This is a genomic window from Brucella grignonensis (assembly GCF_002252505.1).
Lineage (GTDB): Bacteria > Pseudomonadota > Alphaproteobacteria > Rhizobiales > Rhizobiaceae > Brucella > Brucella grignonensis.
The window spans coordinates 273,923-287,652 of the sequence record NZ_NNRL01000164.1 but is presented as its reverse complement, the minus strand read 5'-3'; the positions used below and the strand labels follow the sequence as shown (position 1 = coordinate 287,652).

Below are 13,730 nucleotides of genomic sequence, written 5' to 3'. Positions count from 1 at the left end.
CCGCATTTTGCGGGGCTTTTAATTTCTTAGTACCAGCCGACAGCAACCTGCGCTTCTTCTGACATACGATCAGCCGACCACGGTGGATCGAACGTCATGGTGACTTCAACCATCGAAACGCCTTCAACTGCACCGACAGCATTCTCAACCCAGCCCGGCATTTCGCCGGCGACAGGGCATCCAGGGGCAGTCAGCGTCATTTCGATTTTGACAGTGCGGTCATCTTCGATATCGATCTTATAGATCAGACCAAGCTCGTAAATATCCGCTGGAATTTCAGGGTCATAAACCGTCTTCAACGCCCCGATGATATCATCGGTCAGCCGGAGCAGCTCGTCCTGCGGAATAGCAGAAGCGGAAAACACAGACTTTCCATCTGCCGATGCGAGCGTATCGTCCGTCGTGATTTCAGTCTGTTCCTGAACTTTTTGTTCGATCTCGGTCATCCGAAAAACTTCCTTGCCTTTTCCAAGGCTTCTGCCAGCGCGTCGACTTCAGCACGGGTGTTATACATCCCGAAGGATGCACGGCATGTAGAGGTGACACCAAAGCGTTTCAAGAGCGGTTGTGCGCAATGCGTGCCTGCACGCACTGCAACTCCTGCCCGGTCAATGACCATCGACACGTCATGCGCGTGGATGCCTTCCAACGCAAACGAAATGATCGCCCCCTTGTTTGGAGCGTTGCCGTAAATGCGCAAGCTATTGATCTTACCCAGCTGCTCATGCGCATAGTCACGCAGGTCTTCCTCGTGAGCGAGGATCGCATGACGGCCGACCTTCTCCATATATTCGAGGGCTGCACCAAGCCCAATCGCCTGAACAATTGGCGGTGTGCCAGCCTCAAAACGATGCGGCGGATGATTGTAAGTGACGTTTTCTTCCGTCACTTCCTCGATCATTTCTCCACCACCCTGAAACGGACGCATCTTTTCGAGCATTTCAGTGCGACCATAAAGGACGCCGATGCCGGACGGACCATAGACCTTATGACCGGTAAAGACATACCAGTCGCAGCCCAGATCCTGCACATCGACCGGCAAATGAACTGCACCCTGGCTGCCATCGACCAGTACAGGAATACCGCGCGCATGGGCCAGTTCGACGATCTTCTTGATCGGCGTGACCGTGCCAAGCGCATTGGACATATGGGTGATTGCGACAAGCTTCGTGCGCTCGGTCAGACGCTTTTCGAATTCCTCGATATGGAACACGCCTTCGTCATCAACGGGTGTGAAGACAAGCTTTGCGCCCTGCCGTTCACGGATGAAATGCCAAGGTACGATATTGGAGTGATGCTCCATAATCGACAGGAGGATTTCATCACCCTCGCCGATATTTGGCATGCCATAACCGTAAGCGACCGTGTTGATCGCCTCAGTCGCGTTCTTCGTGAAGACGATTTCGTCTACCGAACCCGCATTCAGAAAACGGCGGACTGTTTCGCGTGATTTTTCGTAAGCGTCTGTGGCGGCATTGGAGAGAAAATGCAGACCGCGATGCACATTCGCATATTCATTTGAATATGCGTGGGTAATCGCGTCGATGACACTTTGCGGCTTTTGCGCAGACGCGCCATTATCGAGATAAACGAGCGGCTTGCCATGAACCTGTCGTGACAGGATGGGGAAGTCTCTGCGGATCGCTTCGACATCATAGGCCGCTACAAGCGGATTCTTCTGATCCATGATCGTTCCTTCTACCATTCAGGCAGAAAAGGCGGAGTGAACAATCCACTCCGCCTTATTTATTCAAGCGTGGGCTGAAAGCCAGTTCGAAAGCACATCTTCCAGTGCCTCGACGAGAGCTTCGTTTTCCAGCTCTTCAATGATCTCAGCGATGAATGCTTTGATCAACAGGCCGCGGGCTTCGTTTTCAGGAACACCGCGTGCCATCAGATAGAAGAGATAGTCTTTGGAAAGCTCTGTAACCGTCGCACCATGGCCGCAAGCCACGTCATCCGCAAAAATTTCCAGCTCTGGTTTCGCATCAAACTCGCCATCATCAGACAGCAGCAACGTGTTGCAGGCCATGCGCGCATCGGTTTTCTGAGCGATCTGTGCAACACGGATCATGCCCTGGAAAACGCCGCGTGCGCGATCCTTGACCACGTTACGAATGATCTGTGTCGAACGTGTATTTTCGACCTGATGCGCCACCGTCATGGTGATGTCGGTGTGAGAATCGTCCGCCAGAAGGTTGAGGCCTCGAAGTTCGAAATCCGAATCTTCACCCGCCACTGTCAGATGCACTTCCTGGCGAACCAGTTTGCCACCAGCATTGACGATGTAAAGCGTAAGCTTCGATCCTGCGCCAATGGTTGCGTTAAACTGGGCAAGCTGTGTTGCCTGACCGAAATCACGCAGGATAACCCAGATAACATCAGCGCCGTCACCGACAGTCACATGGCTGACAGAGGTCGAGAAAGCATCGCCTTCACCACCCGACTGACGCTCAATGATCGTTGCCTTGACGTTTGAACCAATTTCGACTGGGAAGCGCGTATGGCCCTGCCCGGTCGTCTGGATGTTCTGCAGTTCCAGCGGCGCTTCAAGCTCCGTGTCATCGGCAATCGAAACAGCCCAGCCATCGCTGACATAGGCAGCATTGATCTGGCCGATCGTATCATCGGTGCCGCGAACGGTAAGCTGTGGAACAAGCGATCCATCAGCAAGCGCATCGCGCACAGCAGTCAGGGCCACACCTTCCGGAGCCTTTGCGTCGAGTGCTACACCATTGCTTGCGGCAATGATTGATGAGCCTGCGAGCAGCGCTGGAAGCGCATTGGTTCCTGCAGCCGAATTGAAGTCAGCAACGCCTTTGAGAAGCGTACGAAAATCCGTGTAATGCCAGCTTTCGATACGGCGAGACGGAAGACCATGCACTTTCAGCGATTCCAACGCGTTGTCGCGAGCGACAACGACATCACCATTGCCCGGCAATTCGCCCATACGGGTGGCGAAGCTATCGATCAGCGCGCTTTCCGCCGACGTCTTTGGCTTTGCAGTTGGAGCGGTCTGGATATTCATGATCCATCCCTCCTCAGGCAACTTCGCCGATTACGTCGGCATAACCATTTTCTTCAAGATGAAGAGCAAGATTCTTGTCGCCCGACTTGATGACCTGTCCCTTGTAAAGAACATGAACGCTGTCCGGCACGATATATTCGAGCAAGCGCTGATAGTGCGTAATCACGATCACGGCACGGTCAGGCGAACGGAGTGCATTCACACCATCCGAGACGATCTTCAGCGCATCGATGTCGAGGCCGGAATCGGTTTCGTCGAGTACGCAAAGGCTTGGTTCGAGAAGCTGCATCTGCAGGATTTCTGCGCGCTTCTTTTCACCGCCCGAGAAACCAACATTCAGTGGACGCTTGAGCATATTCATGTCGATGTTGAGGCCACCAGCAACGTCTTTGACGCGCTTGATGAATTCAGGGATCTTGAGCTCAGCTTCGCCACGCGCCTTGCGCTGGCTGTTCATCGCAACCTTGAGGAACTCCATCGTAGCAACGCCTGGAATTTCCATCGGATACTGGAACGCAAGGAAGATGCCCTTGGCAGCACGTTCGGCTGGGTCGAGCTCAAGGATCGACTCGCCGTTGTAAAGAATGTCGCCTTCGGTCACTTCATAATCATCGCGACCTGCGAGGATATAGGACAACGTCGACTTGCCCGAGCCGTTCGGGCCCATAATGGCGGCGACTTCGCCCTTGTTTACGGTCAGGTTCAGACCACGGATGATTTCTGTATCCGTGTCAGCGATCTTTGCATGAAGGTTCTTGATCTCAAGCATGGGTGTAAACCTTGTCTCTCAGCGCAGCCTCACGAAGAGCTGCTTATGCCAGTTAAAGGGCTGGCCAGAAAATCGGATGTGGTAAGGCAGTAAAGCGCGCCGGATTAACCGACGCTGCCTTCAAGCGAAATGCCAATCAACTTCTGCGCCTCGACGGCGAATTCCATTGGCAGTTCCTGAATAACTTCCTTCACAAAACCATTGACGATGAGGGCGATTGCCTCCTCTTCCGGAATACCGCGCTGCATAACGTAGAACAGCTGGTCTTCGGAAATCTTGGAGGTGGTTGCCTCGTGCTCAAACTGTGCTGTGGCATTTTTCGCCTCGATATAAGGCACAGTATGCGCACCGCAATCATTGCCGATCAGGAGCGAGTCGCACTGGGTGAAGTTACGGGCATTTTCAGCCTTACGATGGGCTGAAACCTGTCCGCGATAGGTATTGTTGGAATTGCCTGCCGAAATACCCTTGGAGATGATGCGGCTCGACGTGTTCTTGCCGAGGTGGATCATCTTGGTGCCGCTGTCGATCTGCTGATAGCCGTTGGAAACGGCAATCGAGTAAAACTCGCCACGCGAATTATCGCCACGCAGAATGCAAGATGGGTATTTCCAGGTGATTGCGGAGCCGGTTTCGACCTGCGTCCACGAAATCTTGGAATTGTCGCCACGGCAATCGCCACGCTTGGTGACGAAGTTATAGATGCCGCCCTTACCGCTGCTATCGCCCGGATACCAGTTCTGAACAGTCGAATACTTGATCTCGGCATTATCGAGCGCGATCAGTTCAACGACTGCTGCGTGGAGCTGGTTTTCGTCGCGCTGTGGTGCGGTGCAGCCTTCGAGATAGGAGACGTAAGCGCCTTCTTCCGCGATGATCAGCGTGCGTTCGAACTGGCCCGTATTCTTCTCATTAATACGGAAATAGGTCGAAAGCTCCATCGGGCAGCGAACGCCCTTCGGCACGTAGACGAACGAACCATCCGTGAAGACAGCCGAGTTCAACGTCGCATAATAGTTGTCCGAAACGGGAACGACAGAAGCCAGATACTTCTGAACCAGTTCAGGATGCTCACGAATGGCTTCCGAGATCGAGCAGAAAATCACGCCCGCTTTGGCAAGCTCTGCCTTAAACGTCGTGACAACCGAAACACTGTCGAACACCGCATCAACAGCCACGCGGCCAGATGCATAGACATTGTCCGATGGATTGCCGTCGATTTCGCTTGGGTCGCCCTGTTTGCGAACGCCCGCAAGGATTTCCTGCTCGCGCAGAGGAATACCGAGCTTCTCGTAGGTGCGAAGCAATTCCGGATCGACTTCATCCAGCGACTTAGGGCCGGTCTGATTCTTAGGGGCCGCGTAATAATACGCATCCTGGAAATCGATCTTTGGATAATCCACGCGCGCCCATGATGGCTCTTCCATGGTGAGCCAGCGCTCATAGGCCTTCAGACGCCACTCAAGCATCCATTCCGGCTCATCTTTCTTGGCGGAAATGAAGCGAATGATATCTTCGTTAAGGCCTTTTGGGGCCTTTTCAGCTTCGATGGTTGTTTCGAAGCCGTATTTATACTGGTCCACGTCCAAGCCGCGAACCTGATCAATGGTCTCCTGCACTGCAGGCATTGGCGTTCTCCATCCTCGTCAGATTCAAGGTCCGACAGTTGCAAACGTCAGGGCGATGATAGTCGCTATCCTCGCCGCAATATAGTGTGCGTGACGCTTCTTTAAAACCCTTCTAAACTTAATTTCAAGCCCGGCTTTAAATTTGCGGGTAAAATTCAAGAATAATTTACGACGACAAGCCCGATTAGGCGTTTAACCGGCCTTTGAGCGCTCGTGACGGGCAACAATTTTGCGCAGAACATCAAGAAACTGGTCGACAGATTCTATTGAAACATTCGGTTCAAGCGAAACGCGGATCGCGCCCGGACCATCTTCATGCCCCATCGCAGCCAATACATGGCTCGGACCAACCTTGCCGGAAGAACATGCAGATCCGGCAGAAAGCGCGATTCCACCAAGGTCGAATGCGATCTGAACAGTTTCAGCCTTTTGACCGTCCAGCGAGAAAAACGTCGTGTTCGGCAGACGATCAACGGAATTGCCGTGGATCGTGGCACTCGGCGCGATATCCATGAGCCCCGCTTCAAGCCTGTCACGTGCTTCGAATGACCAGCCATTGCCGTTCAGTCGCGTGGCTGCAATATCTGCAGCAGCCCCAAAGCCAGCAATGAGAGGGAGCGCTTCTGTGCCCGCACGATGTCCCTTTTCCTGACCGCCGCCACGAACCAGCGCCTTTGGCATCATGAGATCGGAGATCGCGATCACAGCGCCGACGCCTTTGGGGCCGCCGATCTTATGTGAGGAAATTATCAGATAATCTCCGCAATTATCTGTAATATCTAATTTAATACGTCCAGCAGCCTGCACTGCATCAACGACGAAAATTCCGCCTGCGGCTTTGACCAGTGTCGCGATTTCGCGAACAGGCTGAATAACGCCGGTCTCGTTATTTGCAACTTGAACGGCAACGAGCGGCAAGCCTGCGCTCTTATCATGCGCTTCCAATACCTGTTGCAGGGCGTCCAGCTTCAGGATGCCGTTTTCATCAACAGCAAGTATGGTGATATTTTCAGCTGGAAATTGTCCGCCGGCAAGTATGCATGGGTGCTCTGTCGCACTCACATAAAGATGCGACAGACGCACCGGCGCGCGGCCCATCATGTAATGAGGTGTCAACAACGTCGATGCAGCTTCGGTGGCGCCTGACGTGAAGAAAACATGATCAGACTTGGCATTGACCAGCGCAGCAACACTGCGGCGCGCAGCTTCAACAAGCCCACGTGCGGCCCGGCCTTCACGATGCACAGATGACGGATTGCCAGGAATGCCCAATGCCTCGATGACCGCATTGCGCGCTTCATCAAGTAAAGGCGCACTGGCATTATAGTCCAGATAGAGCCTCTTGCCGGTTCCGATCACCGATACTATCTCCTAAGCAACATCTTAAAGTGGCTTAGCATGCTATTCGCACGCAGTTCGCGCGCAATTTTCTTGAATTTTCAATCAGGAAAAGCCTATTAAGCCACATTAGGTACTGAACTTTGGTTCAGTCTAACGAAATTTCAAATCGGTTCTAGAAGCGGCGCACTCCTACGTCAAGTTTGCCACCCTGAAGCCGATCTTCCGATCACAAGCGGAGTACACATGCCTGAAGTCATTTTTAACGGCCCTGCCGGACGCCTCGAAGGCCGCTATCAGCCTTCCCGGGAAAAGAATGCGCCTATCGCCCTGATCCTGCATCCGCATCCGCAGTTCGGAGGAACCATGAACAACAAGATCGTCTATGATCTGTTCTACATGTTCCAGCAGCGCGGTTTTACGACACTTCGCTTCAACTTCCGCGGTATCGGACGTAGCCAGGGCGAATTCGATCATGGTGCAGGTGAGTTGTCGGACGCAGCAAGCGCACTCGACTGGGTACAGGCGCTGCACCCCGATTCCAAGAATTGCTGGGTCGCCGGTTATTCTTTCGGTTCGTGGATTGGCATGCAGCTTCTGATGCGCCGTCCGGAAATCGAAGGATTTATCTCGGTCGCACCGCAGCCAAACACGTATGACTTCTCGTTCCTGGCGCCTTGCCCATCCTCTGGTCTGATCATCCACGGCGATCAGGACAAGGTAGCACCGCCAAAGGATGTTCAGGGGCTGGTGGATAAGCTCAAGACGCAGAAGGGTATCACCATTACCCAGAACACGCTTGCTGGCGCGAACCACTTCTTCTCAGGCCAAAGCGATCTGCTCATCGAAGAATGCTCTGAATATCTGGATCGTCGTCTTGCTGGCGAACTGGTGGAAGTTCGTCCCAAGCGCCTGCGCTAATACGCTAAAAAACAAAATCCGGCGAGCTGTCTCGCCGGATTTTTTATTTGTCTACGGACGCCAAAACACCACCTGAAACGGGTTTATCGCAACCAGTTGTCGTTGGATAGGTTAGTGGCAAACCGCGTAGCGAACGTACGGCGAGATAGCCCCAGGCTTCTGCTTCCATTGCATCACCATCAAAACCTGCATTATCTGCATCAAGCACGCGTGCGCCTTCGCGCTCGGCAAGTGCGCTCAGTTCTGTCATGATCGCTCCGTTCTTACGTCCGCCGCCACTCACAACATAAGTACGTGGCCGTGACGGCAAATGTGATGCCGAACGCAAGATTGCAGCAGCACTGACATAAGCAAGCGTACGGGCTCCTGTCTCGACGGAGGCCTCGTCTTTTGCAAGCACAATAAAATCGCCGCGATCCAGCGACCGGCGATGATTTCCTTTGAAAAATTCATGATCGAGATATCGAGCGGCCAGAACATCGTCGACGCTACCACTCATGGCTGTAATGCCGCCCGGGTCAAAGCTGCCCTGCCCGTGCAACTCCATCCATTGATCGATCAACATATTGCCCGGTCCACTATCGTAAGCGATCAGCACATCACCTTTGTCCACATAGGTCAGATTGGAAATTCCGCCGATATTGACGAAGACGACAGGTCCCTCGAGACCAAACGGAAGATTGGCTGCAAGCGCTGCGTGATAAGCGGGAATCAGCGGCGCACCTTCGCCGCCATGCCGCATATCTTCAGCACGCATATCATAAACAACAGGAATACCTGTTTCGGCAGCCAGGAGTGGTCCATCGCCAATCTGAACAGTCAGAGCTTCCCGCGGTCGGTGCAACACGGTTTGCCCATGGAAGCCGATTACATCGATTTCCTCGGGCTGCAATGCATACTCATGCAGAAAATCCTGAATGGCGACAGCATGCAGTAATGTCTGGTCATGCTCGAGTTGTTTGAGAATGCCGGGGCGCTCATTGCGATCGGTGATACTGCGCGCGTCAACAAGTGCCGCCTTCAACCGCGCACGAAATCCATCTGAATAAGACACAGCACTTGAAGGGCCGCGCTCAACCCAATGTTCGCCATCGGTGGTCACAAGCGCAATATCGATACCATCCATCGAAGTACCACTCATCAGCCCTATTGCGCGTTTCAAATCGGCCATACCGGACTTTCCTTGTTATTCCCGCTTGAATGATGCTAAAGGCAAAATATCATAAGGCGGTAAGCACTTGATTACTGTTGTTTCCATTCTCGCCTAATCAGTCAGGAAAAGGGCATGTCCGGTTTTAAATCCGATTTTCTTCGCACGCTTTCCGAGCGCGGCTTTATTCATCAGATTTCCGATGAAAGCGGCCTCGACGAATTGTTGGCCAAGGAAACCGTGACGGCCTATATTGGCTTCGATCCTACAGCACCAAGCCTTCATGCCGGTGGCCTGATCCAGATCATGATGTTGCACTGGTTCCAGCAGACCGGTCATCGCGCTGTAGCCCTTATGGGTGGTGGCACAGGCATGGTTGGCGATCCATCCTTCAAGGATGAAGCGCGCAAGCTGATGACCGAAGACACGATTGCCGAGAACATTGCCGGTATCAAACGCGTTTTCGCGAATTACCTGACCTTCGGTGATGGCCCGACCGATGCCATGATGGTCAACAATGCCGACTGGCTGCGTAACATCAACTACCTCGAATTCCTGCGTGATGTCGGTCGCCACTTCTCGGTCAATCGCATGTTGTCGTTTGATTCGGTAAAGACGCGCCTTGACCGCGAGCAGTCGCTGTCGTTCCTCGAATTCAACTACATGATCCTTCAGGCCTATGACTTTGTTGAACTCAACAAGCGCTACGGCGTGCGCCTGCAGATGGGTGGTTCGGATCAGTGGGGCAATATCATCAACGGTATAGATCTCGGTCACCGTATGGGCACGCCGCAGCTTTACGCCCTCACCTCGCCTCTGCTCACCACGGCTTCCGGTCAGAAGATGGGCAAGTCGCTGGGTGGCGCGATCTGGCTGAATGCCGATATGCTGAGCGCCTATGACTTCTGGCAGTACTGGCGTAACACGGAAGATGCTGACGTAGAACGCTTCCTGAAGCTCTACACCACGCTGCCAATGGATGAGATTGCAAAGCTCGCAGCACTCGACGGCTCCGAAATCAACGAAGCGAAGAAAATCCTCGCAACCGAGATTACTGCTATCCTGCATGGCCGTGATGCCGCCGAAGAAGCTGCGGAAACTGCGCGCAAAACCTTTGAAGAAGGTGAGCTATCGCAGAACCTGCCAACGGTTGGCGTGCACAAGGCGACACTCAATGATGGAATCGGTGTTCTGGCGCTGATGGTGCTCGCAGAACTCTGCGCCACCAACGGCGAAGCACGCCGTCACATCGAAGGCGGTGCGGTTCGCATCAATGATGAGCCTGTTACCGATCCGCGTCTGACGATCAACGCGTCGGCTCTTAACGAACAAGGCGTTATCAAGGTATCGCTCGGCAAAAAGCGCCACGTGCTCATTCGTCCTGCGTGAGCCGTGTCTCATAACGATAAAAGCCGGGCTATGTGCCCGGCTTTTTTATTGAGCTGATTTCCTCAACCTCAGAATTCAAAGATAGAGCGGAAGATACCCGGTGCAATTATGGATATCGGGTTCACGATAACCTGCGGCTGCTTTGCGCTGCCTTCAAGTTTGAAGGTGATCCCCAGCAAACCGCGATCACGTCCATTGCCCAGCAGCGCGCCAAAGATTGGCACTTCACCAAAAATTCGGTTCACGCCATAGGCCGGCATGAAGGTGCCGGTGATCGACATATTGCCGCGCGAATCATAAAGCGTACCCTGGAAGGTCGTACCAACAGAGGGTCCACGCACCACACCCTTGGAAAGTTTCAGATAGCCTTCACCCTTTTCAATAAGCGAAAACCCACGTTCAATATCGACGCGCGACACATCGATATCCTGTTTGACCGCCTGATTAAGACTGGTACCACCGCTGCTTGGCGAGCTCGAAACAATCTTTGCCAGTCGTGGCTCATTGATGATTGCGAAATTCCGCGCATCGATCTGACCACTCAAAGGACCATTGCCCTGCCCGGCCAGACCCACGGTAATCTTTCCGCCACGCATCTTGTCGTAGAAGTCGAAGAAACGCAGAACCGCGCCAGCATCATTGGATTGCAGTGAAATTGACCGGGCGTCACCCTGTTCGTTGTTGGTTGCAACGAATGCCTGACCAGAAGTTGTAACAGCGTTAACCGACACGCCGGAAATCTTGCTTCCCGCATTCTCATACGAAACAGCCACATTGCGCAGCTTCTCGTCATTAAAGCCACTCACTTCATCAATCTGTGCGCTGACAACCACGCGTGGGCTCTTATCACCAGAGCCTCCACTCTTTTTCTGAATGTCCGATATCTGTTTGATGATCGAACGGGCGTCAAATTGAGATCCGCGTATGGTAACGCGATAACCACCCGAGCTTTTCGTCGCCTTAACGCTCAATCGATCTGAACGGGTGAGCCGTATGTCACTGAAATCGGCCGACTGAAAATCACCACCGGCAATCGAAAGATTGCCTTTTGCGCCAAACGCATCGCCAGTCAGTACCAGATTGCGGATATCCAGTTTACCGTCACTGCCGTTGCTTTTGATCAGATCGAACGTCACCTTGGCGGGAACACCGCTCCCCTTGCGCCAGCCAAGCCATGGCAAGTCCACTTGTGTCTTGTTCAAATCTGCCGATACGTGTCGCTTACCGTTCTCTTCAATACCAAGATCAACCGACATCGGGCCAGAAAACAAATCTTTCAAGCCAGGCAACAGTTTATTGCGCGAGCCGTCATCGAGCTCAAGCTTGATCTTCTGCTCCCGTTTCGCCGGACCCGAACGGTCAACGGGCTCAGTCATCGATATTTTTGCTGGAACGCCGTCAAGCTTTGCGTCTGCAGTAATGAGAGCCGCCGTCTGGTCAACTTTAATGCTGCCATTCGCCTCGCTCACCATGGAGCCGCCCACAGGCTGTGAAATAGCCAAATTGGCGAACCCGATATCGGCATTCCATGTCAGAGTTCCGGGAGGGGCACCTTTGGAAACAGCGAACCCCACTTTCACCCGTGCCTTGACATCACCTGTCGCGTCTTCAGGCTTAAAAGGCACGTTCTTCAATACATCGATTGGCTTCTTGCCTGCAATTTCCGCGATCGCTGCGGCATCACCCGAAACCAGCAAATCAAGGTCGGCGATCACCGGTCGCTGTGGTCCCCAGGGAATGATCAGAGTTCCGTCAGAAACAGATGCCTTGCGATTGTCCGGCGTGTAGGCAACGCCATTAGCCAGCTTAATTGTCGTGCGCGCGCCGCGCACCGAAATACTTCCTGTAACGTCACGGACGGGAGGCAGTTCGCCAATCACATCAAACCGCGTGTCGGACACATTGAAATCGGCCTTGATTTCCTCACCCGTCAATGGTGGTGGCAGACCGGGACCATTGAACCGTCCGCCCGCCAGAGAAATATCAATGCGGCTATCCTTCAATGTGCCGCCAAACAGATTCTTCAAAACCCACTCGCGCGCACCATCTGCCACATCAATTGGCCAAAGATGCTTTGCATCCGCGACCGCCATTTTCGGAATGCGGAGCATGAAAATCATTTCAGGCGAGCCATCACCAAAGCCCATGCTTCCTTGGCCGTATAGTTCGCCCGTATTGGTCTGGACATCGAGATTGGAGAACTGAAGGCGTTGTTGATTGGCCAGGAAGCGACCTGCGATCTTCACGCCGAAGGGCAATTCCGGGTCGGTTGATTCCGCAGGCATACTGGTGGCCGAACTCGTCAGCACTTCAAAGCGATAGCTTGGACCGCCAGTATTGTTGTCGGCATCTGGTTCCGGACCGAAAGCACCATTAAACTCAGCGTTCATTCCACCTAACTGAATATGGGAAGGTTTGACTTCGATTTTGCCGCTGCCACGCGTATGTTCAATACGAAGCATTGCGCTACCGCGAACATCAGTGACCCGCCCAATCTCCATATCGATGCCATCGACAGCCAATTCAGCCGTGACCTGCTCAGGATTATCGCCATTGGCGGCTTTGCCAGACAGAGCAAGGCTCGCTTTACCGCTCAGGTCGAAATGCGCAGGATTAACGCGATTACCATCGATAACCGGCGCAACCTCTTCCGGCGATCCCAGATCAATCGGCAGATTGCTGATCTTGATCTGGAATGCATCCAGATCGTTTTCCTGTCCCTTACGATCAATGCTGCCATCAACTGTGATCGTCTTGTTCTGCCAAACGGCACTCCCCGCAACCGAGATTTTTCCAGAACTCTCGACCAAACGAAGCTTCTGCACCTCTATGCTTTGCTGCGTATCGCCGGTTTTGAACCGAATTGTGGTGTTCAGCAGCCCGATGGCATGAGTGTTCTGATTGCGCAATAATTCAAGATTGCGCCGCATAGTCGAGAACAGCTCTTCGGAAACCGCATCAAAATCGATGTAGCCCCGCTTGTCATATGGAAGAGATTTCCAGAAACCGGCACCTTCCTGTTCAGGCAGATCGAAAGACGCACCGTCGATCTCGAGTTCAGCGACACGGACTTTGCCTGTCAACAATGGCAAAGGCGCCAAACCAAGACGTACCGACTTGATATTCCTGATTTCAATGCCCTGTTTCGGATCGATGATGGAAACATCCCTCGCCTCCATTGCGACCAGACTGTTCTGATCGAGCGATAATCCGGCACTGCCGATCGTGGCGGAGGCATCCTTGCCGAGTACCCCGCTCAGGCTCTTCTGGGCTTCATCGCGTAAGAGTTCGCTGTTCACGCCACCACGCAAAATCACGAACCCAACACCGCCAATCAGGACAAGAGCTATGCATAAGGAAAGAAAGGCGTGAGAGCACCACGACATAAACGAGCGACGGGAGCGCAATGAAGCAAGCACAACCCGGTCCGCGCCTTCGGCTGCGAGGCGTTCGATTCTCTTCATCTCACGCTTGCTAAAGCGGATTTTGCGCAGTTTATCTGTCAAT

The 13,730-nt window shown here is 53.3% G+C and carries 10 protein-coding genes; 2 read left to right on the top strand and 8 right to left on the bottom strand.

Annotated features, from left to right (window positions below):
* Positions 1-26: 26 nt before the first annotated feature.
* From CEV33_RS19260 to CEV33_RS19235, 6 genes are all read right to left on the bottom strand, one after another.
* A complete protein-coding gene (locus CEV33_RS19260) occupies positions 27-446 on the bottom strand; it encodes an SUF system Fe-S cluster assembly protein (RefSeq protein WP_094541994.1) in 420 nt (139 codons plus the stop codon).
* The gene (locus CEV33_RS19255; protein ID WP_094542088.1) at positions 443-1,687 is read right to left on the bottom strand and encodes a cysteine desulfurase; all 1,245 of its coding nucleotides are present in this window, start codon (positions 1,685-1,687) and stop codon (positions 443-445) included. Before CEV33_RS19255 ends, CEV33_RS19260 begins: the two co-directional genes overlap by 4 nt.
* Before the next feature lie 63 nt (positions 1,688-1,750).
* Positions 1,751-3,028 carry a Fe-S cluster assembly protein SufD gene (gene sufD / locus CEV33_RS19250; protein ID WP_094541993.1) on the bottom strand — a complete coding sequence of 426 codons (1,278 nt, stop codon included), beginning with the start codon at positions 3,026-3,028 and terminating at the stop codon, positions 1,751-1,753.
* 13 nt (positions 3,029-3,041) lie between these two features.
* Positions 3,042-3,797, bottom strand: a complete 756-nt coding sequence (gene sufC / locus CEV33_RS19245; RefSeq protein WP_024896639.1) for a Fe-S cluster assembly ATPase SufC — start codon at positions 3,795-3,797, stop codon at positions 3,042-3,044.
* Positions 3,798-3,901: 104 nt separating this feature from the next.
* Complete coding sequence (gene sufB / locus CEV33_RS19240; protein WP_094541992.1) at positions 3,902-5,425, bottom strand: Fe-S cluster assembly protein SufB; 1,524 nt, start codon at positions 5,423-5,425, stop codon at positions 3,902-3,904.
* Positions 5,426-5,617: 192 nt separating this feature from the next.
* On the bottom strand, positions 5,618-6,784 hold the full coding sequence (locus tag CEV33_RS19235) for a cysteine desulfurase family protein (RefSeq protein ID WP_094541991.1): 1,167 nt from the start codon (positions 6,782-6,784) through the stop codon (positions 5,618-5,620).
* Between the two features lie 225 nt (positions 6,785-7,009).
* Here CEV33_RS19235 and CEV33_RS19230 point away from each other — a divergent pair, with 225 nt between their 5' ends.
* Positions 7,010-7,684 carry an alpha/beta hydrolase gene (locus tag CEV33_RS19230; RefSeq protein ID WP_024896636.1) on the top strand — a complete coding sequence of 225 codons (675 nt, stop codon included), beginning with the start codon at positions 7,010-7,012 and terminating at the stop codon, positions 7,682-7,684.
* 43 nt (positions 7,685-7,727) lie between these two features.
* On the opposite strand, the gene CEV33_RS19225 is transcribed toward CEV33_RS19230, so the two are convergent.
* Positions 7,728-8,855: an anhydro-N-acetylmuramic acid kinase gene (locus CEV33_RS19225; RefSeq protein WP_094541990.1), complete on the bottom strand. Its 1,128-nt coding sequence runs from the start codon at positions 8,853-8,855 to the stop codon at positions 7,728-7,730.
* 114 nt (positions 8,856-8,969) lie between these two features.
* On the opposite strand from CEV33_RS19225, the gene tyrS reads away from it, so the two are divergent.
* Positions 8,970-10,223 carry a tyrosine--tRNA ligase gene (gene tyrS / locus CEV33_RS19220; RefSeq protein ID WP_094541989.1) on the top strand — a complete coding sequence of 418 codons (1,254 nt, stop codon included), beginning with the start codon at positions 8,970-8,972 and terminating at the stop codon, positions 10,221-10,223.
* A gap of 68 nt (positions 10,224-10,291) precedes the next feature.
* On the opposite strand, the gene CEV33_RS19215 is transcribed toward tyrS, so the two are convergent.
* Entirely contained in the window at positions 10,292-13,687 is a 3,396-nt protein-coding gene (locus CEV33_RS19215; protein WP_094542087.1) for an AsmA family protein, read from the bottom strand.
* Positions 13,688-13,730 lie beyond the last annotated feature (43 nt).